Origin of the sequence: Priestia sp. FSL R5-0597 (assembly GCF_038006305.1) — a bacterium.
Taxonomy (GTDB): Bacteria; Bacillota; Bacilli; order Bacillales; family Bacillaceae_H; genus Priestia; species Priestia zanthoxyli.
The window spans coordinates 1,746,407-1,772,337 of the sequence record NZ_JBBOUZ010000001.1 but is presented as its reverse complement, the minus strand read 5'-3'; the positions used below and the strand labels follow the sequence as shown (position 1 = coordinate 1,772,337).

Here is a 25,931-nt window from a genome sequence, read left to right as displayed (position 1 = left end):
TTATCTTCTCCCCTTATGATCCCTTAAGAAACGATTGTTAGTAAGAGATTATTTAATCAATTCAATTAGTAAATTCCCAGGTTGAATTGATTCTCCATTAGATACATAAATATCTTTTACAACTCCACTGAATGGTGCTTGAATCGTCGTTTCCATTTTCATGGCTTCAGTAATAACAAGATGTTCACCTTTAGATACTTTATCTCCTTTTTGAACAAGCACTTTTATCACTGTACCCGGCATCGTTGCACCCATATGAGTTGGGTTAGTAGGATCTGCTGCCACTTTAGCTTTAACTGTTGGCTTCACACTATCATCTTTAATGATAACTTCGCGTGGTTGACCGTTTAACTCAAAATACACAGTACGAGTGCCATCTGATTGTGCTTGCCCAATTGATACAAGTTTCACAATCAATATTTTTCCCTTTTCAATTTCTATCTCTATCTCTTGCCCAAGACGCATCCCGTATAAGAAAGTAGGTGTATCTAATACTGATAAATCTCCATATCGCTTGAATTTCTCTTGATAGTCTATAAATACTTTTGGATATAATGCATATGCTATAACTTCATAATTTGTAGCTGTACGCTGAAGCTTTTGACACAAGTCCTCTTTTATCTGTTGAAAATCAGCATCCTCTAATAGCTGGCCAGGCCGGACTGTAAGTGCTTTTTTTCCTTTGAGAATAATAGACTGCAGTTCTTGTGGAAACCCTCCGTAAGGTTTGCCTAGATATCCTTCAAATAATTCGACAACTGAATCTGGAAAATCAAGTGAATCGCCACGTTCAAAAATATCTTTTTCAGACAAATTGTTCTGTACCATATAAAGCGCCATATCTCCTACTACTTTTGAAGATGGCGTAACTTTAACAATGTTTCCAAACAGCTGATTAACCCTTGAGTACATCTCCTTTACTTCATCCCAACGATTTGCTAATCCCACTGCTTTTGCTTGTTGTTGCAGATTACTATACTGACCACCAGGCATCTCGTGTACATAGACCTCTGTATGAGGTGCATTCATTCCACTTTCAAATTCTAGATAATACTTCCTAACATCTTCCCAGTAGTAAGATAGCTGTTCAAAACTTTGAATATCTAACTTTGGCTTACGCTCTGTGTTCTCTAAAGCATAGTAAAGTGAATTTGCACTTGGCTGAGACGTTAATCCTGCCATTGAACTGACTGCTACGTCAACAATGTCTACGCCTGCTTCAATTGCTTTAGCATACGTGTAAATGCCATTTCCACTTGTATCATGTGTGTGTAAATGAATTGGAATATCAATGGTTTCTTTTAAAGCTGATACTAATTCATACGCTGCTTGAGGTTTTAATAAACCAGCCATATCTTTAATACCTAGGATATGAGCCCCTGATGCCTCAAGTTCTTTAGCAAGCAACTTGTAATAATTTAGATCATATTTTTTTCTTGTAGGATCTAGAATATCTCCTGTATAACATATTGCTGCCTCAGCTAACTTGCCATTCTCTCTCACTGAGTCAATTGCTACCGTCATCCCTTGTACCCAATTTAAGCTATCAAAAATACGGAATACATCAATACCTGCATCGGATGATTGTTTTATAAATTCTTTAATCACATTATCTGGATAGTTTTTATATCCAACTGCATTAGAGCCACGAAGAAGCATCTGAAATAAAATATTTGGCATTTTCTCACGCAATTTTATCAAACGATCCCAAGGATCTTCACTTAAAAAGCGATAAGATACGTCAAATGTAGCTCCTCCCCACATTTCTGTTGAGAAGAGATTGGGTAATAATTGAGCTGTTGGTTCAGCAATACGTAATAAATCATTGGTACGTATTCGGGTTGCTAAGAGTGACTGGTGAGCATCACGAAATGTCGTATCTGTTAGTAGTACCTCTCGTTGTTCTTTAATCCATTTAATGACTCCTATTGCACCCTCTGCATCTAAAATTTGCTTAGTACCTAAAGGGATTATTGGATTGCTTTTTATCTTAGGTACGATTGGCTGATTAAAAATAGGCTTTCGCTTTTGATCAATACCCGGGAACCCATTCACTGTTACATTTCCGATATATGTTAGCATTTTTGTTCCGCGGTCTTTACTTTGCGGAAATTGAAATAGCTCAGGTGTAGAATCAATGAAAGAAGTATCATAATTACCATTTAAGAAATTTGCATGTTTAACGACATTTTCTAAAAAGGGAATGTTAGTTTTAATTCCACGAATTCTGAATTCCCGAAGGTTTCGGCTCATTTTCGAGGCTGCTTTTTCAAATTCATTTGCCCATGTCGTTACCTTTACAAGTAAGGAATCGTAATAGGGAGTAATAACTGCTCCTTGAAATCCATTTCCAGCGTCAAGGCGAACTCCAAATCCACCACCTGAACGATATGCCATGATTTTACCCGTATCAGGCATAAAATCATTCAATGGATCCTCTGTTGTTACCCGGGATTGTATTGCAAAACCATCGGTTTTTATCTCTTCTTGATTAGGAATACCAATTTCCTTACTATCTAGAGAATAACCATCCGAAATTAAAATTTGAGACTGAACAATATCAATACCCGTAATCATTTCAGTAATCGTATGCTCTACCTGTACTCGTGGGTTTACTTCAATAAAATAAAACTCATTTCCGGAGACCAAAAATTCAACAGTTCCTGCATTTATGTAGTCGACGTTTTTCATCAAGCTAACAGCTGCTTCACAGATTTGTCTGCGTAATTGCTCAGATAGAGAAACGCTTGGGGCAACTTCGACTACTTTTTGATGACGACGCTGGATTGAACAATCACGCTCGTATAGATGAACAATATTTTTATACTGATCTCCTAATATTTGAACTTCAATATGTTTAGGATTTTCTATAAATTTCTCTACATATACCTCATCATTACCAAATGCGGATTTAGCTTCTGACTTTGCACGGCTATAGGATTCCATTAATTCAGCTTTAGTGCGGACGACTCTCATTCCACGACCACCCCCGCCAAGTGAAGCCTTAATCATAATTGGATATCCATAATCTCGGCCAAAAATCTCTGCTTCTTCTAGATTTGAAACTGGTCCATCACTTCCTGGAATAACAGGAATATTGGCTTCAATTGCTTGCTGGCGTGCCTTTACTTTGTCACCAAACATATTAAGGTGTCTTGATTCTGGTCCAATAAAAATAATGTTTTCTTCTTCACAACGTTGGGCAAAATTTATATTCTCCGATAAAAATCCGTATCCCGGGTGAATAGCATCTATATCGTATTTTTTCGCAATCTCAATGATTCCTTCAATATCTAAATAAGCCTCGATTGGCTTTTTACCTTCTCCTACCAAATAAGCTTCATCTGCTTTATAACGATGAAAAGATCCTGCATCCTCCTGAGAATAAATAGCTACTGTACGAATATCTAGTTCGGTACATGCACGAAAGATACGTATGGCAATTTCTCCTCGATTGGCAACCAAGATTTTATTTATTTTTCTAGTTTTAACTCCCATAATCTTACTCTCTCCCTGCGATTAAATAAATACAAATTTCATTTCTTCTTTTTAATGGATTATATAAAGCTATAAATCCCCTTAATACTTAGAACTAAAAGGACATTCGTTTATGATGGAAATAGATACTCTAATCTAAGCAATTAAACTTCTTCAAAAAAATATTATTTCGTAATAAATAGAAGTTAATTAGATCCAACCTCTCCATTCAACAGCCGAAGATAAACGTTTTAAACCTACGATATACGCTGCTAACCTCATATCTACTCTATTTTCAATTGATGTCTGATAAACGTTCTTGAAAGCTTCTGTCAAAATTACTTCTAATTTTTCTTTTACTTCCTGTTCTGACCAATAGTATCCTTGATTATTTTGGACCCATTCAAAGTAAGAAACAACGACACCGCCAGCGCTTGCTAATACATCTGGCACTAACAATACATTTTTTTTAGTTAAAATTTGGGTGGCTTTTGCAGTTGTGGGTCCGTTTGCAGCTTCAACCACAATTTTCGCCTTAATATCTGCAGCATTCTCTTCAGTAATTTGATTTTCGATTGCAGCCGGTATTAAAATATCGCACTCTTTTAGTAAAAGTTCGCCATTAGTCAGTCGGTTAGTAAATAAGTGGGTAACGCTTCCAAAAGAATCTCTATTATCTAATAAGTAGTGGACGTCTAAACCATTTGGATCATATAAAGCTCCTAGTGCGTCTGAAACCCCAACTATCTTAGCACCAGCATCGTGCAGGAATTTAGCTAGGAAACTTCCTGCATTTCCAAAACCTTGGATAATTACACTAGCACCTTCTATTGAGATATTCTTTAGTTTAGCTGCTTGTTTTGTGACCATTGTAACTCCTAATCCAGTTGATGACTCTCTCCCCTGAGATCCTCCTAAGGCCATTGGCTTCCCTGTAATAAAACCAGGAGAATCAAATTCTCGTAAACGACTGTATTCATCCATCATCCAAGCCATGATTTGAGAATTTGTATACACATCAGGCGCAGGAATATCTTTAGTGGGCCCTACAATTTGACTAATTGCACGTACATATCCTCTACTTAAACGCTCTAATTCACCAAAAGACATTTTTCGAGGATCACATTTAATCCCGCCTTTTCCACCACCATAAGGGAGATTTGTAATACCACCCTTAATACTCATCCATAAAGATAACGCTTTCACTTCATCCTCTGTTACATCAGGATGGAAACGAATTCCTCCCTTTGTTGGTCCTACCGCATCATTATGTTGTGCTCGATAACCCGTGAAAACTTTTACTTCGCCTGTATCCATTCTGACAGGAATTCTAACTGTCATTAAACGTAAAGGCTCTTTTAATAATTCGTACATACTACTTTTACATCTCATTTTTTCGAGAGCTGTTTCAACCACTTGTTGAGTTCTTACTAATACATCCATATTTTCTTTAATATCTTGTTTTTTTATATTTTTAGCTTCGATTGCCATTGCTCTCACTCTCCATAAATATCATTCAATTAACCTTAAAATTAGTATTGTTCCACCACTTATGACGAAGTTTAAACTTTACCTATACCACCTGTGTAAGTTGCCTCTCTATTTTACAAAAGAGGCATCTCACACTATTAAAGAAAAGAGGTCTTAACTTATGGATTATAGAAATACCTAATATTCACATTGTCTCTTTGTAATTAAGAAATTAGGCTTCTGCTGCTTTCTTCTCATTATTGGAGACTATATTTTCTTTTTCACGGAACATTCCTTCAGATTTAGCCATAGCAACAGTAGCTAATGCATTCCCTACTACATTCGTGGCTGTTCTAGCCATATCCATGATAAAGTCAACAGCCATTAATAAAGCAATACCTTCAAGTGGTATACCTATAATCGTACAAACACTCGTCAATATAACAATGGCACCTGAAGGAACAGCAGCAACTCCCTTTGTAAGCAATATTAATAATAAAACTACATGAATTTGCTCAGCTATTGAAAGATGAATACCATAGGCGTTAGCTAAAAATATAATAGCAGGCCCCATGTATACCATTCCTCCATCTAAATTGAATGAATAACCAAGTGGTAAGATAAACGATACTACTGAGTTATTTGCCCCATAACGCTCCAAACGAGCTGTGAGAGGAGCAAATACAGATTCTGAGCTTCTCGTAGTAAAAGCAATTAATAATAAGTCTTTAATTTCCCTAACTAATTCAACATATTTAATACCGTATATACGTGCTATTATTGGAAAAATAATTAATAGTACAATTGCTAATCCAGCATACGTAAGTAAGATTAAATCAATTAAAGTGCTCAATTTACTAAAACCATAAGTGGCTACGCTGTAAGCAATAGAACCAAATACACCGATTGGAGAAAATTTTATAACATATTCTAATACTTTAAACATGACCTTTGAGAGAGCTTCTAATACATTTTCTAATGGTTTAGCTTTTTCTTTTAATGCGCGAATAGCAAGGCCAAAGAATACGCCAAAATAGACAATAGCTAATAAGTTTCCTTCAGAAAAAGCAACAAATATATTATCTGGTATTATATGCAGAACAAATTCTCTAAAATCAATTTTGGTACTGGTAATCCCTTTTAACGCTTCTACATTCCCTTCCGAAAGGTCTGCCCCAGCTCCTATATGAGTAAAGTTTGCTAGTAGTAATGCCATCACAATAATTATTGTAGTAACTACTTCAAAATAGATAATTGCTTTAATAGAAAGCCTTCCTAGTGCCCCAGCTGATTTAATTTGTGCGATTCCTAGAACAATCAAAGGAAAAATTAGGGGAACAATTGTCATTTTGATCATGTGAATAAAAGCGTCGCCCAGAATTTTGGATTCAGTCCCTAACGTTTTATTTAAAGATCCTAATAGTAGACCTAATACTAAACCAATTGCAATTTGGAGCCACAAAGGAATTCTTTTTAATACCTTCAATGTTTAATCTCTCCCCACTGATGAAGTTTATTGTCATTTAGTTAAAGCTTTTTCTATTCTCATTAGCGCTTCTTCAATATCCTCGTCTGATGTTGCACAGGAAATGCGGACACGTTGGGTATAGCTTGATCCAAATGCTACTCCTGGAGTCACCGCAACTTGAACTTCATCTAGTAAATAGCTAGCAAGTTCGATAGAGTCGTAGTCGCGAAACTTTATCTCTGGAAAGACATAGAATGCTCCATTAGGGTGTGGACATGTGACCCCAGGAATTTGGTTTAGAAGACTCACAACCCGATTAATACGCGTAGCATACCTAATTCTCATATAGTCTACTTCTTCTTTAACATCAGCATCTTTAAGTGCTACTACTCCTGCTTTTTGAACAAAAGCTGTTGTACATGTGGCAATATGACCTTGTATTTTTGACGCAGCTGATAAAAGTTCTTTTGGCAAGGCCAAGTATCCTAATCTCCACCCAGTCATAGCATGTCCTTTTGAAAAACTTTGAACTGTAATTGTACGATTTTCTAACTCAGGAATACTTGCAAGAGAAACGAATTTATGATGTCCATATACTAGTTTTTCATATACTTCATCAGCAATTACAATTAAATCTTTAGCAACAGCAAGGTCCCTTAGTTCATGCATTTCCTCAAGGTTTAAAACTCTACCTGTCGGATTATTCGGATTATTTACGATAATAGCTTTTGTACGTGAAGTACAAGCAGCTGCTAATAAATCCTTATCTAGTTTGAAATCTTTATCTGCATCTAAATCTATAGAAATAGCAACTCCTCCAGCCATAGTTATTAAAGGCTCAAAACTTACCCAAGCCGGATTAAGTATTAACACTTCGTCACCTGGATTTATTATACTTTTTAGGGCAACGTATATTGCCGGCTTTCCTCCAGCTGTTACAATTATTTGTGAAGGGTCATATATAGCCCCATTTTCAGCCTTCAATTTATGAGCTATAGCATTGCGTAATTCAGGAATTCCTCCACTATTTACGTAGTGAGTAAATCCAGATTTCATAGCATTTTCTGCTTCCTCAATAATAGCTTGGGGAGTATCAAAATCAGGTTCTCCCCCCGCCAAATTGAGGATATTATGTCCTTCATGCTTTAACGTAGCCACTTTATTTAAAATAGATATAGTTTTTGACTCAGGTAATTTTTGAAGCATCGTTGCGCTTTTCATTGTAGAGCTCAATCCTTCCTATGTAATTAGTAATTTAAGTTCATGTGTTTAAAATTCAACTTTAATTCCTCTTGCTTCTAATTTTTTATCAATCCAGCTGCGATCCAACGTCCCGTTCTCAATTTGTGTAACGGTATTCTCCTCGTATTCCAAAATACTTTTTGCGCGTTCTAGAACTTCTACTACTTTATCCTTTGGTACTACCACAACTCCATCGTCATCACCTACAATGAGATCTCCTGGATTTACCGATACTCCAGCACAAGAAATTTGAACGTTAATTTCACCTGGGCCTTCCTTAAATGGTCCAGCAGGATTTTTTCCTTTAGCAAAAACGGGGAAGTTCATCTCCTTTATAGTTACAGCATCTCGAATTGACCCATCGACTACAAATCCTTCCAGCCTTCTTTTTTTAGCCATTTGACAAAGTAAATCTCCTAGTAAGGCTCTTTCTGTATGTCCTTCACCTTCAACCACAATTACATCACCAGGTTCAATATAATCAAGTGCTTTGTGAATCATGAGATTGTCGCCGGCAATCGTTCGAATAGTTAAAGCTCTACCGACTAATTTGACCTCAGAGTGGTTGAAGTGGCAAATACCTTGCATAGTGTGGAACCTTCCTAAAGCATCAGCAATAATTGTTGTGCCAATTTTTCTGTACTCTTCAATTAACTCTTTGGAAACACTATTCGAATTAGATGCGATTTGATACATAATAATAACTCTCTCCTTTTTTAGATGATTTTCTAATTAATAATTAAGATAATTCAAAATATAATAATTATTAATTATCATAATACTTAGTATTACAAGTTAAATCAATAGAATTGTCATACTTTCTGACAATGCATTTTTTAAACTTGTAAACTAATTAATTTGCACCAATCAATTTGGTAACGCTTTCAATTGGTTGATTATTATCATACTTAGTATTATAAGTTTTGTCAATTTGTTTTTCGGAAAATTTTAAAAAAGATATAATTCTTGAAATTTATTTCTTGGGCACCTGAATTTTTTTATACTTAGTTTCGTTTTAACATTTTGTAGGTGCCCTTATAATTATTTTTTACTGTTTTTGAAACTGTATGGAATATTTCCATTTTTCAGTTCTGAAAAAGTTAACTGTAACATCTGTTGGAACAGAATTCTGATCAAAAGAAACCCTGGTACTTTTTAAAACCGAAGTACCCTCATTAGCGTGAAGATAATTTGAAATATTTGTATCCGCAGGGACAGCTTCTATCTCCTCATTTATCGTCAAAAATTCAATGTTTTTTTCATCTTTTAATAATTGATCTATAGAAATAAATGTAGGATCTTTCTCAAACATTTCAATTGGAAAACTAGAGGGCAAGTAATGTTCAAGATAAATAATTGGTTCCCCATTAAATAGGCGGATTCGTTTTAAATGTACAAGGTCTTCATTACTCCCTACTTCAAGAAGACTAGCATAAAAAGGTGATTTAATCAGCTCTACTGAAAGGGTTCTTGCGGATACCTTTTTCCACTCATCCATATACATTTGTTTAAATCCAGTCATCGTTGTCCATTGTCCAAGGGGTTTAAAATTTGACACAAATGAACCTTTTCCTTGATAGCGATATATAAGTCCGTCCGATTCAAGTTGTTTTAATGCTTGTCTAACAGGAGTACGGCTTGCTTTAAACATATTCTCCAATTCCATTTCAGAAGGCAAGGCATCCCCTACTTTATAGGTTTCATTATGTATTTTTTGAACTATATCATCATAAATTATTTTATATAGTGGCTTCTTTCTATTCATTAATCCATTCATTAAAAAGTCACTCGCTTTCAAGAGCATATTTACAAAATCATACTAAGTATTATATGTTATGTCAAATTAATATTCCATAAAAATACAGATTACTTTTAATCAAAGGAAAGATATTTTCTTCTAAGGAACCGGATTATTCAATCTACACTCAAAGTCTAGCGTACTTTCGCTAAAAATAAAAAATAAACGTTTTTCATAAGAAGAAGTGAATACATAAACTATATTATAAAAATTAAAGTTTTAATCTTTACTCTTAATGACGGTAAATAGTAAAATTTTCACTATACACCGCTTGGAGATATTATAAAGTGCCTTGCTGTCGATAAAAAAGTTCCAATTAATTTGACATTATCCAGTCCCTAGAAACCTAACGCGTTTTCTTTTTCAGGTTTCCATCCAATATGCCATATTCGTTTTGAGAAATTCTTTCACTTTCTGCATAGCTTATAGATTACAATAAGCAATGTCAATTCCCATTAAGTGCCCAAAATGGTGATATACGAGTGTGTTTGACATACCTTTGTTATCCACACTGTAAATTCGTTAATCATGTTAATTAACTCACGAATGTACTGGTTTTTGTGATGATCAAACTGTTTGTACGTTTCCTCCACTTTGCTAAAATCAATCCATTTCTTTAGTTTAATCATAGGCGGGTTGGTGCTCAAAAAATACGCGAGTTCTTGCAGCTGATTACTGATTCTCAGCCATGTTTCTGCTTTGATTTCTGTCACTTGGGTAGGTTGATACTGTGGCACATACTTGCAAATCGTGGTGTAGAAATAAGCAAAAGCTTCATCAGCAAAATAGACCGATTCTTTATTCCAATACTTTGCATTGTACTCACCTGGCTTCACTTCTATATAATAAGCATTTTCCACCTTATCCACATCTGTTATCATTTCAAAAGGAGATTCCATAGTAACACCTCTTCTTTAGATAACGTTAGTATGTCCGTTTTTATTAGTGATTCACCTAAAAATCACTCCAAAGTTAATATCATGTACTTTTATTTTTTTAACCATTTATAAAACATAGGTATGATTGCCCTTCCTTTGAATAGGTTAGTTGTAAAAAAACATATAGCCGAAAGGAAGTAGCAATTATGCATATAGAAATAAATACCTTATTTACTTTAGGTTCTTTAATGGGTTTATTAGTAGGTGGAGGACTTCTTAAATTAGTTAGTCACCTGTCACGAGGTAGAATTCAGTTTATGTATGCGATATGTGGAGGAATCTTATTAGGGTTGATATCCTTCCTTCCACATGGCATCTGTATGATTTAAAAGGCGTTCTATTAGGTATCGTAGCAGGATATATCGTTATGCTATGCATTGACCTCTTTTTGCATAAAACAAATAGTGCAATTTCACCTTTGCAGTCACTTATTTTATTAACGGCTGCAATCTTTTTTCATAATATTATTACAGGAATTACCTTTGGGATAACAGATATACATCAGTCAACCTCCGTATTCGTAGCTACCCTCTTACACCAAATTCCAGAGGGTATGGCCCTAATGACCGTTCTCTCCATAGCAAAAATACCTAACGTCTTCTTTTTATTCATTATAGTCCTTCTATCGCTATCTTTGGGCGGGAGTTTATTAATTGGAGAAAGTGTACAAGCTTCTTCGCTTAAAATACAAGCCTTATCGACCGGAGGAGCAATTGGTACCCTATCTTTTGTTATTTTTCATGAAATAATAGGAAAGGCTATTAGTCACTTCAGAAACCTACATGTATGGCTATTAATATCGCTAGGAGTACTAATTATTTATATTTATCAATATTCCCTTTCACTATTTCATAGTCATTAAATTTATATAGAAAATTTTAGAGATCTTAATTTATAAGGTCTCTTTTTTATCCTTATAAGATTAAGCATATTACATAAGAAATTCAAAAATCGTGATCCGAAATTTTTCTGATTTGTTAAGAAGAAGTATGAGATTGATTTGAAAACAGCTTTTGAGTGACACAAATGAAGGTTCATAAATGATTTTTGATGAAGTTGAAAATACTAAAATAAATGGTCAAATTAAATCTTTAAATGATGAAGCTTCTGTTAGGGTTTCCCAGAACTTAAAAGCACCATCCCATCATAAAAGAATTAACATTCTATATCTACTGTCTTAAAAGGAATCTTTAGTATATAAGGCTTTCGGGGATTTAAAGATCCACCCATTGAGTTTTTTGAATAAACTACTTTTAGTGAAATCCAGAACAAGAGAAATAACGTTTTTTCAAACAATGATCATGTTTTTGCAGCAAGGAGAGATTTTTATGGGAAACAACCACAATCACGACCACGGAGATGTATTTCACTCCCATGCTCCGATTGGGAAAATGAAATTAGCATTTTTTCTTACTTTAATTATCCTGGTAGTCGAATTAATTGGAGGATTCATTTCACACAGCTTAGCCCTACTTTCTGATGCTGGACATGTACTTACAGATATTGCAGCCATAGGGCTATCGTGGTTTGCTATGCACCAAGCCCAAAAGCCAGCTTCGGAAAATTTCACTTACGGGTATCACCGTTCAGGGATACTAGCTGCTTTTATTAATGCCATGACGTTAATTGTTATTGCTGTTGTCATACTATACGAAGCGATTGATCGCTTTAAGGATCCCCAACCAGTGGGAAGTACATGGATGTTTATTAGTGCATCTGTTGGTTTAGCCATGAACCTTTACTTAGGTCTTGGCTTAAGGAAGGAAGACAACATCAATGTAAAAAGCGCCGTACTTCATATGATTGGGGACGCAATGGCTTCGGCAGGAGTTATTATCGGAGGACTTATTATCCTATTCACTGGCTGGAATATCGTAGATCCAATCCTAAGTGTTCTTATTGCATTCTTAATTGCTTTGGGCGCATGGAAAATTGTAAAGCAGACAATAGGAATTTTAATGGAAGGTACACCGAAAGGAATCTCTTTAGAAAAAGTAATGGAAACAATTCATGCAGTTAAAGGTGTACTAAATGTCCACGATTTACATGTTTGGAGTATAACTAGTGGGAAAAATGCATTATCCTGTCATGTGGTGTTAAATAATCAAATAAGTTTCCTGGAAAGTCAGGTCATATTAAGAGAAATTGAATCCAAACTTCAACATCAAGAAATTGAGCATGCAACTATCCAGTTAGAAAACGAAGAGCACCCTCATGATGAGTCAGCTATTTGCTCTACCACCAAACGTGAAGGTCATCACTAATACAACTTGGTGTTTTTATATGTGTAAACCCTGAAGAATATTGCTGTCGATAATAAACTAAATGTGTAGGTCAACAGACAAAAAAATCATGACTCACTTTTACGAATTATTATTTCCCAGCTCTTTCTTACATTATGAATGAGTTTTTGTGTTTTTAAAAAGATATATTTTCACGAACAAAATATTCAAATCTATTGCAGCGTGTTAAAGAAATTATTATCGTTAATAAAATAAAAAGCCATCTAGTATTTGAAGTAAAGGTGGCTTTTTACTATAATATGCACGTCCAGACATACATACTATATCTTTTCATACAATCACATGTAAAAAAGACTATAAGAATTTAAAGAAAGTATTAATAATAAAAATCACACTTAAAAGTGCAATAAAAACAATCAATTCAATTGTTTCCTCACTATCTTTTATTTTATACTTTAAATCTCTATCTTTAAGCTGTATGTTCTTCTTATATCCTAATTCCATATGATTAATTCCTTCCCTTTATGTATTCGTTTTAATTGGCATGTTTACTATTTGGCTTGTTTCCACATGTAAGTTAGCACCCTCTATACTGTGTTCTTATGCTAATGTATTCTCTACTTTAGCTGTTATATTATGAGCAGCGTCTACTCCCAAGATGGAATTTGCGAGAATGGAGATATCTACTACAGGACTCCATAATGTTTCCTCTCTTTTATCCTAACAAAGCAAGTTCAAGTGGGTCTATAGCAACCTTTTTGAAGGATTCTATAAAAATAAACCCCTATCAAGAAAGTTTCGTTAAGTAAAAAAAGTAACAATCTTAGATTTATCTGTTACATGTTTAATTGAATTTATTCAATATTTCATGGGACGTAGCTTAGATATAGACGATGTTCTACTTAATATGTTTGGAACAGTTATAAGTTATGTGGTTCTTTTAATAAATAAGCAAGCCGGTAAAATAAAAAAGGGCGACTATATAGATAGATGCCCTTTTTGTTCCAATAATCTAGTTGATGGTAACTAGGTATATAATTTATAAAACAGAACAACCTACTGCTCCTGTACAGTAGGTTGTTCTGTTGGGAATACGTTAGTAGTCTGGCCAGATTTGTAGATTCATATACATATAACTTTAAAAATAAACATTGTGATGACTCTGTTTTTAAAAATATACTCACTGACTAAAACATTCGGGTTGAGGTGTGCTAGCATCGTCTTTCCCACCTACAAAAAAGGTAAAATAGTTTCCGTTGTAGTCATCTTTAGCCGTCATTTCCCAATTAATGTCCCTCTCCCAATTCAATTCCTTCACTTTTTTTCCCTGATCATTTACATAATAATATTCTGAGTTGTGCCAACCTGAATCTTCCGTAGAATACCAACCAAAAGATTCTGGCGAAGATGTTTCTAACTTTCCATCCTTAGAAATTTTATGAATAACTTTATCATTTTGGACTTTTAAAGGGGGCTTTCCTTTTACGTTATAAAAGACACCAACACAGCCTTTATAGCCATTTGGTATTAAATATACGGTATCTATTCCTCTTCGTTCGTGAAAAAACAAAAAATAGATTGTACCAACCAACAACAATAGTCCCACAAATATGTATCCTATTTTTTTCATTCTTTAATCCTTCAACTTCAGTACAAATATTTGATAAATTTATGAAAAATACAACGTTCGTTCATATGACAAACGTTATCGCTAATAAAAAAGGTTCATTTATCATTATAAGTCCTCACTTTTATATAATTGATGACTTAGTTATAACCCGACATAAATTACATTTAATTGTATACTCCGTTCATTATTAGTTAATATAATCATGATTTTAAGCACTTACTAAAAGAACCAATTAAGAGATATTTCTTTGTCACATATTAAAGCTTCAAGATTAAGGGGTTTAATTATATCCTCGATATTTTTATCTTTAGCTACAAGCAATGTTATAAAAGAATCATAGATTCCCATAAATGCAAAATCCATATTTTCATCTGTAATAATTGACTCATTAGGAGATAAGTTAGCTATTTCTAAAAATGACATATCATTGACTTTAAATGAACCATTTGTGTCATGAATAGGTTCAGAAAAATATAAAGTATTTGCCCCTTTTGAACAGAGGATTCTTAATAAACTATTTAGTATAAATAATGATGTACGATCTTCTTCAGGGTAATAGAAATTAGAATTAAACTTAGCATAGGAAGCTAACTTTTTATATTCATCGCTAGTATCAGTAAGGGTTTGCAATGCTATGGATAATTCTTTGTAGGATCCTAGATTACTCTTGGACATTACTTCTTTCCATGATATCGGTTCGCCAAGGTTAATTATTTCCTCATCACTAGGATATATATGCTGATAAGGGTTTTCTCTCTTTGATTTTTCCCAACCAAATGGCATCTGAACGAAAGGATGAAGTAGGATAGCAGCAGATTTAAAGCCGTCAGGTAATTGAGGTAAAATAGGTAAATCCTGGTCTAACCTTATATAATCCAACAATACATGAACATCTCCCTTCAATGTAGGTAGTTACGTATATTTTATATGTGTAGAATACTCACTTCTATTTCCTTAGCGTTCTTTATCTTTAAAGAACATTAGATCAAAAAAAGTTAAACTAATAGCCATCGCTAAAGGCGTGCTAAAATCATAACTATCTATTTCAGATGGCCGAAAAATATAGTTGAAAAAATATATAGCAGCGCTAAAGCAAATGAACAATCCAATAAATTTAAATAGTTTCTTTCTTAGTTCACACCATTTTATGCTTTTGATGTTAATGATAAACGTAATGATCAAATATAAAGATGCTAGAATAATGAAGAATACATAACTTAATATAAATCCAAACGAAAATGAATTATCAATATCCATATAAACAATAAAAGATATAATAATTGTACTTAGTACACATAGTGTACATATGATAGATGTTACGGTATTTTGTCTCAATTTCTCCCCTCTTCCAGCTTTTAAACTTATCGTCTATTTACGAAGAAATGCTTTTACTCTAAACAAGCTTCGTGAAAATAAAGAAACGCTATATATATAGTACTTGTTTCCTTTATAGAACATACAAAATGAATCCAATAACATAAACTAAAAGAGCAATCGTCCATTTTACTGTTCGGGAGCATTTAAATTTATCTAATTTACTTGATAGATAAATAGCAATTATGCCGATAACAATGTAAGTTCCTGGAGACCTCCATAATTCAGGAGTCAGTGTAAAGAGTATCCAGCACGTCCCTAATACAAATGCAGCACTAAGCTGAGATGAGTTCTCTTCCGTTTTATGTCTTTCACTTCTTGTCGGTAGTTGATTAGTGTCCATTTACTTCTTTCTCCTTCCTTATTGTTACATTTTATCAAAAGGTTGGCATGATTTCAGTCACGAATGAAAAATTTGTATAATAAGGATGTATGAAGGAGGGAATTAAATGAATAAAGATATAGAAGAAATTGTTGTGAAATCCTTTTTTGCGAAGAGAATTCAAGAAAGAGTCATGTTTGAGCTTTTTTCTCCTAAAAAACGGGATAAAGCACTGCATCGCCTTAACCACGATTATAAAAGAAATCTATGTGAACAATATATGATTGAAATTCCGACGCCTAATTCATGTGCTAGTGAATTAGCTAATCTACTTAAAAAACATGGTGCAGGGAAGCAGTGCTATGCCCTTTCTTTTAATGAAGATATCGATGGAAAAGAACTACCTTTACTTACTGCTTTAGAGCATGCAGTAGGCTATGGCTTTCCTTCTCTTGTTGTATGTATTCCAAACAAACTTGCCTATTTTGAAGCTGAACAAGTTTATGGTCCTCCACCACGTTACATTTTAAAGCGATAAAAAAAGCCCTTCTAAAGGGCTTTTATACGCGCTGTATCTATCCATTTGTTTTTATTAGCGTTAACTTTTTATGCTTCCAATGAAATGAATGGGCTTGAAGCTGCCGGGAAAGGCATTTTAAGCTTTTATTAGCTTTCGTTTTCACTATCGCTATCATTATCATTATCGTTGTCAGTATTACCATATTTAAAATCAATAATGTTTTTTCTAATTTCTTCTCTGATTTCAGGGTTTTCTTTTAAGAAAACCTTAGCGTTTTCTCGTCCCTGCCCTAAACGTTCCCCATTATAAGAAAACCAAGATCCAGACTTTTGAACAATATCTACTTCAGAACCAATATCTAAGATTTCTCCTTCTCTTGAGATACCTTCTCCATACATAATATCTACTTCAGCAATGCGGAAAGGAGGTGCCATCTTATTTTTGACTACTTTAATTCTTGTTTTGTTACCAACTATGTCATTTCCCAGTTTAAGTTGTTCAGCGCGGCGAACCTCAAGGCGAACGGAAGAATAGAATTTTAGCGCTCTTCCGCCTGGCGTTGTTTCAGGATTTCCAAACATAACGCCTACTTTCTCCCTGATTTGGTTGATGAAAATAGCAATGGTTTTAGACTTATTAATTGCTCCAGATAGTTTACGAAGGGCTTGAGACATCAAACGAGCTTGTAGACCTACGTGAGAATCTCCCATTTCTCCCTCAATTTCTTTTTGAGGAACTAATGCTGCTACCGAGTCAACAACAATAATATCTACAGCACCACTTCTAACTAATGCTTCAGCAATTTCAAGTGCCTGCTCACCAGTATCTGGTTGAGATAACAGTAACTCATCAATATCTACACCTAGTTTTCTTGCGTAAACTGGATCAAGTGCGTGTTCAGCATCAATAAAGGCAGCTCGACCTCCATTTTTTTGTACTTCTGCAATCGCATGTAAGGAAACTGTTGTTTTACCTGAGCTTTCGGGTCCGTACACTTCCATGATTCTTCCTTTTGGATAACCATTAATTCCAAGAGCGATATCTAAAGCTAATGAGCCTGAGCTAGATGCCTCAACTTTTGTATGTGTGCCTTCCCCCATCTTAATAATTGATCCTGTACCGAATTGTTTTTCAATTTGTTTTAGAGCCATATCTAGTGCTGCTTGTTTATCATTCATAATTTAAAACCTCCGATTGTTAGTACGTTTACAGTAAACGACAATGTATGTGGATAAATAATAAGGATTGGCTCAAATGTTTTTGCTCCGTGCGAGAAAATTTTGTGTTTAACTGTCTTGGTTTATTCTGTTGTTCCTTTATTTATCTCTAAACCCTTAATATCGAACAAATGTTCCTGTTGTGTAATCATACAATAAACGCATCTAGTTGTAAAGGAGAAAGTTTTGTACAAACCAGCCAAAGAAATATCTTTTTTGTAAAAAGTAGGTTTATACCTTTAATACTTACAGTTATTGAAACTTCAATCTATAAAATAACCCTTATTATACGCTCAAAAAATAATTCATCCTCTTATATACATTATGTCATGTGCTTAGACTATCCACTAACAAAAGGGATAAATTATAATAGATTTATTAGAGAAATTTTCAACCTAATAAATTCAAATGAAATTCGTTATTAAAAATGTGATACATTAAATAAGAGACAAGAAATGAAAGGAGTTTTTTTAATGAGTAACCATGAAGCACAAAATGAATTGCCACCAAAAACATGTACAATCGATCGACTTGTAACAATGCCGGATGATGTAAATAAAGTAATCAAAGGCAGCAAAACAGCAACTCGCCGAAATGGAAGATATGCTGATGTAGGAGAGATAATGGTTTTAGAAGATCAAAAATTTGTAGTGGAACGAGTTTATTCTCAATCACTAGGTGAATTAACAGATGAAAATGCTCGCCAGGAAGGCTATGCTACAGTAGAGGAATATAAACAATCTATTTTGTCTTATCATCCTGGGATGCCTTGGCTTCCGCAAATGAGGGTATGGGTGCATGAGTTCAGATTAGTTAACGATTGATAGGTAAAAGAAATGGATTTGTTGTACCGTATATTAGTATATATTCATGTTTCTAGTGTCATTTTATCGATTGGTCCTTTTTTTATTCTCTTGCCAATTGTTAAAAAACTACATAGTTCAAGAGAACAAGAAATGAATGCCTATTTGATCACATTTCAATCTGTTGTTAGGCTCGCAAAACATACGGGCCATGTTCTTGTTATCACAGGGATACTCCTCGTTATGTGTGGCCCATGGACGTGGACTACGCCGTGGATTATAATGACACTGATTTTCCTTTTTTGCTCCTTGTTCTTTCTGGCCCGTGCTTTTTCACCAACACTTCGAAAGTACAAGGAGGAAGGACAAAATAAAAAAGAACTGGCAACTAAACTAGAGCGATCTATTTGGATTTATATCATTCTATTAATGACTATGCTTTGGTTTATGGTCGGTAAGCCAACTTTTTGGTGACACCCATCCATTTGTCATCACTAAGAGTAAATAGTTAAACTGATTATTTTCATCAAATACTTTACGTTTTACTTAACATAACTCGTATTTTCGGTATGAAAAAAGATTTTTGCTTGTATATCAGATGCACATTTGGATTAAAAATTAAAAACCCCTATTAACCGTATGTTAAAGGGGTTCTTACTTATTGTTTAAACTCCAAGTATGAAGTTCTTATAGAAGAATACACTAAATATCAATATGTTTCAAGTCAACCCAAGTAATTATCTACTTGTTGCTACTATTAATAGGTTGATCTATAGATTGTTGGGTCTCAAATAGAGAGGTCTTAATGCCGATTAAAGACGCCACAATCGTTAGGATGCCTGCTGAAATAAAAATTAAAGAGACGCTAATATATTCAGCTGCAACACCTGCTAACATTCCACTAATCGGTAAAGCCAAAAAAGCTAACATACGAGTTGAACTAATTACTCTTCCCAATAAGGCTGATGGCACAATCTCTTGCCTAAGGGTAAACCAATTAATTGCTAATAATGTTACCGAACCGACAATTACAATTCTACAGACTATTAACAAAATAACTGCAGTGTTTGAAAAAGTAAGGATAGTTTGACCTAAACCTATTATTACACCACAATAGATAATTATATTTCCCCGTGGTAATTTATTTAGTTTATTTGCAGCATAAATTGCTACAAATGACCCTAAGGTTTGTAGGGAAAATATTAAACCAATATACTGTGCCGATAAATGTAAATTATCCTTTAGATGAAACATAAATAAAGCTTCCATAGCACCATAACCCACATTGATTAAGAATATGAGAATAGTCCCTATCAAAATCTTTTTAGTATTTATAACGTATTTAACTCCTTCAGCTATTGAATTCATTATAGAACTATTAACTGGATTCTGGCTTTTATATTTCTTAGTTATTAAGCCAATGAATATTCCAGAAAGAAAATACGTGAAAAAATTAAAATATAATAAGTTATGAGTTCCAACCAAAGCAATTAAAATGCCTGCTATTGAAGGGCCTGCAAAGGTTGTGATTGTCTCTGATAACTTGAATAAAGAGTTACCCTGTATTAAATTTTCACCTTCTAAAATTTCTGGTATGACTGATTCAAAACTTGGATGATAAAATGCACTCACAGCTGATATTAAAAAAGCTACCACATATACAATCCATATATCTAACACGTTTATTAAAGCTGCAAGAGGTATGATAATAATTAAAATGGCTGATAAAATATCACCTATTAATAAAATGTATTTCTTACTTATACGATCAGCTAAGGCTCCGCCTAACAAACTAAACAATACTTGAGGCGTAATTTCTAAAACAAATGTTAATGCCATTAAACTTGGTGATTTAGTCAAATCATATACTAATAAAGGCAGTGCGATTTGAAAAAAAGACGTGCCCAACTTACTTGTTGTGGCACTTAAAAATAAGCATAAAAAATCTCTGTTCTTTAGTACTTCATAAGATTTCAACATTTACCCCCCCATCATAATTATTTACCTGCTGTTACAGGTGCGGAATGGCAAACTGGACAATCCTCTTTCTTATTCCACTCTGAAATAGGGTAAGTTTGATATGTAAGGAAATTTAATTCCATCATTTTCCCTAATGATGTTGGAGTTTGAATACCTGTTACCAACCCTAAAAATTCATTTACAATAGCACCAGCCAACATAGCTACATTAGGACTAATCGCAGCATTATTTCGTTGAAAATTTATCTGATGCATACTGTCAAGTTGCTTATTAACTATAACATCACTTTCAATTATGGTTTGTTTATGACACTCTACACACCCAGTTTTTCCTGGTAACATAGAATAAAATCTGCCCCTTGTGTTTAGGACTCCACCTGAAACTAACGGCTTTCCTAACTTCACTACTGCTTCATTCACCCAGTCCTGTATATGAAGGGTTGGTTTATCGGCTACACAAATTACATAATCACTACCTTCAATATGTGCCATTACATCTTCAGCACATTCTATACGCTTATTAGTAACGTTTAACTTAACATTAGGATTAAAACGCGATATTCTTTCCTTTGCTAATTCCGTTTTTAACTTATTAATATCTTTTTCAGAATATAACAACTGTCTATTAAAATTGCTTAATTCCAAAGTATCAAAATCCAATGCATTAATGTTATGAAAACCTAATGCAGATAGATGATATAGTATTTGACTACCTAAACCTCCGATTCCGAGCAAAGCAACCTTTGTATTTATGATAGTTTCTTGCACATTGTACTTATTGTCCTCTAAAGACGTAAAAAGCGAAAAATAATTAAGGTTTGCTTTGTATCTTTCGAGTTCATAATCTCCTATAGATTGAGGATTCAAAGAATTATCTTCTAAATATTTCTCTGTATCTAATGCCTTTATCCCTTCCAATACCTCATTTTCTTTTATGTTTGGATACTTTTCTTGGACTAAATGTATTATTTCTTCTATAGAATTTTTTCCGTTAATAAGAGAAATTAAATACTTAATACTTCCACTGGGATCTTCAATAACTCCTGCTACTCCATCTTCTTCACCAATATGGATTTCATCATTTATAAAAAATACAGGGATTGTCTCTTTGAACTTAGGTTTCATTTTCTACATTTCACTCCATTTCTCTTAATTATTGAAATAGGGAACTATCATATGATAGTTCCCTATATTTACAGACTTGAAGTTTAAACAATAAGTAAGTAGTTCACATAATGATAACGTTTTAGCCTGGAATACCGTTTAATACCGCAGCTTTATTAGTTGTTTTCTTAACTTTTACCTTCATAACTAACACCTCCATTTCTTAAAAGATATATTTATAATATTGCATTAAAAAGGCATTTTCAACAATTAAATCCAATTTTTATAATATTCAAACAAAAACAGGTAAATTATACTTTTTTTCGTTTATTTTAAACCGACAAATATTCCATTTATAATATTTTTTCTTGCATGTAAAACCAGCATAGATGAGTAATCCAGGTTTCCGCAGTTTTCCATTGAGTAGATATTTTTCTAACTTGTGATTCTGTTAATAATTCGTTATACTGATAAATCTCTCCTACTACTTTACGTATAATTAAATCTCCTGCGGGTAGAATGTCTTGACGTCCTATACCTCTCATTAGTATTGACTCTGCCGTCCATTTTCCTATACCTCTATGTTTCATTAAATAGCTACAACCCCCTTCACGATCTAATAAATATAAGCAACTTAAGTCTAGCTCCTCATCTATAATGGCTTTAGTTATTTCATGAATATATTCAGCTTTCCTTTGACTTAGCTTTAAGTCACGAAGTTGGTTTATATTTAACTTCATCACCTTGTGGGGGCATAAATCTGTATAATATTCACAGTTATTAATTATTATTTTAGCTCCTGTTTTTTCTAACAAACTCTTTTTAATCCTATGAGCAACTTTTGCACTAATTTGTTGACCGATGATTGCCCATATGATGGATTCGTAGACACTTCCTAATAAAACAGGTCTAAACCCTTCGTACATTTTTATTAATTTTCCTATCTTAGATTCATTAGCTATAGACTTTTGAGCTTTGTTTATATCTTGTTCCAGACAAAATATTGTGATAATTTTCTCCTTTACTAGTTGAACCTGATTATTCTTAACTTCTTCACCAATAACTTTAACTTCCAAGTACTTACTATCGATTCCTTCGTCCCTAACTAGTACTAGGTACGTTCTTCCCCCTATTATAAAAGCTCTACAATATGTGTTTTCAATAACCTTCTCGATTACAAAAGAGGGCGAGTTTTTTATGTACCTTAAAATTAAATCAAAATTATATATGTTTGGTTTATTAATTCTAATTATTTTTTGTCTCATAACTTCCTCCTAATTTTCAATAAATCTATATTAACAGGCTTTCTTAAAAAATTAATGATTAATCTAAATAAACAGATAATATTTATAAAACCATCCATATTTTTCATTGTAAGACTTTGGATGTGTTATATTTGTAGTAAAACTAAAGGAGTGAGCGAAAATGGATGCAATGAGTTTTATTTTACTAAACTTTGAAGAAGTGAGACGTCGAAGTATAAAAGTATGGATGTCAATACCTCAAGATAGGTTAGACTGGCGCCCTGATCCAGAAGCAATGTCATGTAGGGAGATGATACATCATGTTCTTGAAGGAGAATACCTCTATCATCAAATGTTAGAAAAACCACTTAACCTTTCTCTAACAGAGGAGCATAATCCTTATAAGGCAGTAACATTTAGTTCTGTTGAAGAAGCATTAAAGTTTGCTCAACCATATAGGGAAAAATTTATAGAGTTTTTAGGCCTCCTTAATGAAAAGCAGCTAACAGAGATAAAGATAGACCGATCGGAGATGGGATATATTCGAGAGTTAGGAGATATGTTGTTACGAGTGGCTTATCATGAATCAGTACATACAGGACAACTTTTAGATTATTTAAGAACTGCAAAAGTTAAACGTCCTATAATATGGGATTAAGTTTCTGATTAATCTCCCGTTGTTTTATTTTTCTCTGCTCTAAAGAACGCTCATACAAAGCCATAAAGTTGTTTACTTAAAGGGGGAAGAACCATTGTGAATAATGAAAAGCAGTTACTTAAATTTCAGACGTTTCAACAACTTCACAAAAGACCCTATACTTTTGTATTGCCTAATGCTTGGGATGTTATCAGTGCTAAAATTTTTGAGAAAAATGGGTTTCCAGCTATTGCAACAACCAGTGCTGGCATAGCAATGTCTTTAGGATATAATGATGGTGAAAAAATCCCTTTTGAACAAATGTTAGAAGCTGTTAAGAGAATTATTAATTCCGTCAATATTCCTGTCAGTGTAGACCTAGAGTCTGGCTATGGCAGGTCTACTAATGAAGTGGTAGATAATACAAGACAAATTATTTTAGCAGGAGGAATTGGTATAAACCTAGAAGATGGGACGGGAGATTTAGATAGTCCTATTTTAGATGTTTCGTTGCAAGTAGAAAAAATATCTGAAATTAGATTACTATCCAAATCGTTAAAAGCCCCATTATTTATTAATGCGCGTACTGATTTGTACTGGTTAAATACAGGAAATCCGGATCTAAGACTTCAAGAAGCCATCAATAGGGGAAAAGCATATCAAAAGGCTGGAGCAGATTGTATTTTTATTCCTGGGCTATATGACATGGAATCCATTAAAAAAGTTCGACAAGAACTATCTTGTCCCATTAATCTTTTGTCTGGGCCAAACTTGCCTTCTATTAATACATTATCGCAAGTTGGTATTGAAAGATTAAGTACTGGATCCGCCCCTTTTAGAGCAACTGCTACATTATTACAAAGAATTACTGAAGATATCCTTTGTGATAATAATTTTCAACGATTAATGAATGATAATATGAGTTATGATGCGATAACAGAACTAATTGGGACTCCTGAATAGAATTTATCAAATTATATTTAGCTTGCCTTTATAGAACTGGTAGGACTACTGAAATATACAGTAGTTCTTTTGCTGTTTGAACTATATTTAAACAGTTACCATAAAACGTTTTATAGATTGTTGATATAACAACTATTTTCTTTCAGGTGATTGAAGATATGATGTATAAAAAGCTCCCCTTTTATACATGTGCTCGTCATGGAAAAGATAGTCGTTATCGTATAAATATGTTATCATTTATCTAAAGTTATAGAGTTATCTCAAAAAGCAACCTCACTCGAATGCCATTAAAGACTGAGGTTGCTTTTTCTTTTTTAAATAAAATTAAAATAATTGTGTTAACTCAAAAGGTAAGTTAGTTGAATAAAATTATTAATTTACTATCTAAGTAGTAACCGCGTTTTTATTCTACAAGGAGGCCTAGAATGATGAATCTAATCGATAAGAAAGTTACACACAAGCATTTTGGAACAGGTACTATAGTTAAATATAATGATTCTAGCATTGAAATAAATTTCGCATCAGAAAACAAAAAATTTGTTTTCCCCGATGTATTTGGAAAGCACCTAAAACTGCATGATAAAAGTGTTGCTCATTCCCTGGAAAAAATTTTAGAAGAAAAGGAAACGGAACGAAAAGAGGAAGAATGGAAGAAGGAAGAAGAAAAAAAATTACAGCGAAAAAATCAGGAACTTCGCTGGGGACATGAAAAACTTATGAAAAACCATAAACTTCATCCCGAATCACAAATGGTTTTTTGGTGCGACACAGAAGAACAGAATAGTTCTTTTTCAGAGTGGACGGTTTTTTCAGGCGTAATAAAAAGTGGTAATTACAAGGGGAAGCCAACCAAACCCACCCGCCTACATCAAAATAGCGCTGTCTTGTTAACAGCAATAGATTCCAGTATGCCTGAAAAAGACAGACGCATCTTAGGTGTCTATATGGTCAATGAAAATTTTATCGGTAAGCTTTGCGAAGATGGATATATTCCTGCTCATTCAACGTACAGACTCCAACTTACAGAACAAGAATCCAATCAGATGCTTTTCTGGAAATATTATATAAACGAAAAGAACTCCCAAAAAATGGTGTGGAATACAGGTAAATACCGTTATTTTGATAATTCATGGATGGCTCAAATTTTGCTTGATATAGTTTCATTGAAAAGTGACTCAAACGAACGAGAGCAGGCACAGCAATTTTTTGAACATTTTTGCAAAATGAATTTGATAACGGATCAAGATTTACCAAAGCCTAATGGCGCATTAATGCGTATTTAGACGTTAGCCCACAGGTAATTAATTAAGAATGAAAAAAGACAGGCGCACTTTTCTGACCCATTGCTAATGACGAACAGTGCCAGGCTCTGTTTGCCAATAAAAGCGTAAATAAAGAATCTACTGCTACGTGTAAAGTAAAACAAGCAGGCTCTTAATAATTAAGAATCTGCTTGTTCTGCTCTACATAAGGACTATCAGTAAGTTATTTTATTTTTTTCT

At 33.8% G+C, this 25,931-nt stretch carries 24 protein-coding genes; 9 read left to right on the top strand and 15 right to left on the bottom strand.

The window, feature by feature from the left end; all coding sequences use genetic code 11:
• Positions 1-48 precede the first annotated feature (48 nt).
• The 7 genes from pyc to MKX72_RS08950 form a co-directional block, all read right to left on the bottom strand.
• Positions 49-3,498, bottom strand: a complete 3,450-nt coding sequence (gene pyc / locus MKX72_RS08980) for a pyruvate carboxylase (RefSeq protein ID WP_155008670.1) — start codon at positions 3,496-3,498, stop codon at positions 49-51.
• Between the two features lie 189 nt (positions 3,499-3,687).
• On the bottom strand, positions 3,688-4,968 hold the full coding sequence (locus tag MKX72_RS08975) for a Glu/Leu/Phe/Val family dehydrogenase (RefSeq protein ID WP_155008671.1): 1,281 nt from the start codon (positions 4,966-4,968) through the stop codon (positions 3,688-3,690).
• A 211-nt stretch (positions 4,969-5,179) separates the two neighbouring features.
• Positions 5,180-6,433 (bottom strand): dicarboxylate/amino acid:cation symporter, encoded by a 1,254-nt coding sequence (locus tag MKX72_RS08970; RefSeq protein WP_202188194.1) that lies wholly within the window; start codon positions 6,431-6,433, stop codon positions 5,180-5,182.
• A 33-nt stretch (positions 6,434-6,466) separates the two neighbouring features.
• A complete protein-coding gene (locus MKX72_RS08965; protein ID WP_155008672.1) occupies positions 6,467-7,636 on the bottom strand; it encodes a pyridoxal phosphate-dependent aminotransferase in 1,170 nt (389 codons plus the stop codon).
• 48 nt (positions 7,637-7,684) lie between these two features.
• A complete protein-coding gene (locus tag MKX72_RS08960) occupies positions 7,685-8,353 on the bottom strand; it encodes an RraA family protein (protein WP_155008673.1) in 669 nt (222 codons plus the stop codon).
• A 352-nt stretch (positions 8,354-8,705) separates the two neighbouring features.
• On the bottom strand, positions 8,706-9,434 hold the full coding sequence (locus MKX72_RS08955) for a GntR family transcriptional regulator (protein ID WP_182030488.1): 729 nt from the start codon (positions 9,432-9,434) through the stop codon (positions 8,706-8,708).
• Between the two features lie 476 nt (positions 9,435-9,910).
• The gene (locus tag MKX72_RS08950) at positions 9,911-10,354 is read right to left on the bottom strand and encodes a hypothetical protein (protein ID WP_033578648.1); all 444 of its coding nucleotides are present in this window, start codon (positions 10,352-10,354) and stop codon (positions 9,911-9,913) included.
• A gap of 406 nt (positions 10,355-10,760) precedes the next feature.
• Between MKX72_RS08950 and MKX72_RS08945 the strand changes: the two genes are divergently transcribed.
• Both MKX72_RS08945 and MKX72_RS08940 read left to right on the top strand, forming a co-directional pair.
• The gene (locus MKX72_RS08945) at positions 10,761-11,255 is read left to right on the top strand and encodes a ZIP family metal transporter (RefSeq protein WP_230624617.1); all 495 of its coding nucleotides are present in this window, start codon (positions 10,761-10,763) and stop codon (positions 11,253-11,255) included.
• 466 nt (positions 11,256-11,721) lie between these two features.
• A complete protein-coding gene (locus MKX72_RS08940) occupies positions 11,722-12,657 on the top strand; it encodes a cation diffusion facilitator family transporter (protein WP_049163999.1) in 936 nt (311 codons plus the stop codon).
• A 333-nt stretch (positions 12,658-12,990) separates the two neighbouring features.
• Here MKX72_RS08940 and MKX72_RS08935 read toward each other — a convergent pair whose 3' ends face one another.
• Positions 12,991-13,140: a hypothetical protein gene (locus MKX72_RS08935; protein WP_155017187.1), complete on the bottom strand. Its 150-nt coding sequence runs from the start codon at positions 13,138-13,140 to the stop codon at positions 12,991-12,993.
• Between the two features lie 316 nt (positions 13,141-13,456).
• Here MKX72_RS08935 and MKX72_RS28310 point away from each other — a divergent pair, with 316 nt between their 5' ends.
• Entirely contained in the window at positions 13,457-13,666 is a 210-nt protein-coding gene (locus tag MKX72_RS28310) for a VanZ family protein (RefSeq protein ID WP_080754406.1), read from the top strand.
• A 150-nt stretch (positions 13,667-13,816) separates the two neighbouring features.
• Here the strand turns inward: MKX72_RS28310 and MKX72_RS08930 are convergent, their stop codons facing one another.
• The 3 genes from MKX72_RS08930 to MKX72_RS08920 form a co-directional block, all read right to left on the bottom strand.
• Positions 13,817-14,266 carry a DUF6843 domain-containing protein gene (locus MKX72_RS08930; protein WP_049163997.1) on the bottom strand — a complete coding sequence of 150 codons (450 nt, stop codon included), beginning with the start codon at positions 14,264-14,266 and terminating at the stop codon, positions 13,817-13,819.
• Positions 14,267-14,485: 219 nt separating this feature from the next.
• A complete protein-coding gene (locus MKX72_RS08925; protein ID WP_080754405.1) occupies positions 14,486-15,148 on the bottom strand; it encodes a DUF2711 family protein in 663 nt (220 codons plus the stop codon).
• Positions 15,149-15,713: 565 nt separating this feature from the next.
• Entirely contained in the window at positions 15,714-15,983 is a 270-nt protein-coding gene (locus tag MKX72_RS08920; RefSeq protein ID WP_033578645.1) for a hypothetical protein, read from the bottom strand.
• Between the two features lie 106 nt (positions 15,984-16,089).
• Here MKX72_RS08920 and MKX72_RS08915 point away from each other — a divergent pair, with 106 nt between their 5' ends.
• Positions 16,090-16,500: a hypothetical protein gene (locus MKX72_RS08915; RefSeq protein WP_033578644.1), complete on the top strand. Its 411-nt coding sequence runs from the start codon at positions 16,090-16,092 to the stop codon at positions 16,498-16,500.
• 128 nt (positions 16,501-16,628) lie between these two features.
• Here the strand turns inward: MKX72_RS08915 and recA are convergent, their stop codons facing one another.
• Positions 16,629-17,660, bottom strand: a complete 1,032-nt coding sequence (gene recA, locus MKX72_RS08910) for a recombinase RecA (RefSeq protein WP_033578643.1) — start codon at positions 17,658-17,660, stop codon at positions 16,629-16,631.
• Positions 17,661-18,172: 512 nt separating this feature from the next.
• Here recA and MKX72_RS08905 point away from each other — a divergent pair.
• Positions 18,173-18,523: an ASCH domain-containing protein gene (locus MKX72_RS08905; protein ID WP_033579502.1), complete on the top strand. Its 351-nt coding sequence runs from the start codon at positions 18,173-18,175 to the stop codon at positions 18,521-18,523.
• An 18-nt stretch (positions 18,524-18,541) separates the two neighbouring features.
• The gene (locus MKX72_RS08900; RefSeq protein WP_028413797.1) at positions 18,542-18,976 is read left to right on the top strand and encodes a DUF2269 family protein; all 435 of its coding nucleotides are present in this window, start codon (positions 18,542-18,544) and stop codon (positions 18,974-18,976) included.
• Between the two features lie 267 nt (positions 18,977-19,243).
• Here MKX72_RS08900 and MKX72_RS08895 read toward each other — a convergent pair whose 3' ends face one another.
• From MKX72_RS08895 to MKX72_RS08885, 3 genes are all read right to left on the bottom strand, one after another.
• Complete coding sequence (locus MKX72_RS08895; RefSeq protein WP_372452327.1) at positions 19,244-20,479, bottom strand: MFS transporter; 1,236 nt, start codon at positions 20,477-20,479, stop codon at positions 19,244-19,246.
• Between the two features lie 20 nt (positions 20,480-20,499).
• On the bottom strand, positions 20,500-21,606 hold the full coding sequence (locus MKX72_RS08890) for a HesA/MoeB/ThiF family protein (RefSeq protein ID WP_033578641.1): 1,107 nt from the start codon (positions 21,604-21,606) through the stop codon (positions 20,500-20,502).
• A gap of 332 nt (positions 21,607-21,938) precedes the next feature.
• Positions 21,939-22,850, bottom strand: coding sequence for a DNA-3-methyladenine glycosylase family protein (locus tag MKX72_RS08885; RefSeq protein WP_033578640.1), 912 nt, complete (start codon positions 22,848-22,850; stop codon positions 21,939-21,941).
• Between the two features lie 160 nt (positions 22,851-23,010).
• Between MKX72_RS08885 and MKX72_RS08880 the strand changes: the two genes are divergently transcribed.
• The 3 genes from MKX72_RS08880 (at position 23,011) to MKX72_RS08870 (ending at position 25,712) form a co-directional block, all read left to right on the top strand.
• Positions 23,011-23,487, top strand: coding sequence for a DinB family protein (locus MKX72_RS08880; RefSeq protein ID WP_033578639.1), 477 nt, complete (start codon positions 23,011-23,013; stop codon positions 23,485-23,487).
• 96 nt (positions 23,488-23,583) lie between these two features.
• Positions 23,584-24,429 (top strand): isocitrate lyase/PEP mutase family protein, encoded by an 846-nt coding sequence (locus tag MKX72_RS08875; RefSeq protein WP_033578638.1) that lies wholly within the window; start codon positions 23,584-23,586, stop codon positions 24,427-24,429.
• A gap of 428 nt (positions 24,430-24,857) precedes the next feature.
• Entirely contained in the window at positions 24,858-25,712 is an 855-nt protein-coding gene (locus MKX72_RS08870; RefSeq protein ID WP_028413803.1) for a hypothetical protein, read from the top strand.
• Positions 25,713-25,931: the final 219 nt, after the last annotated feature.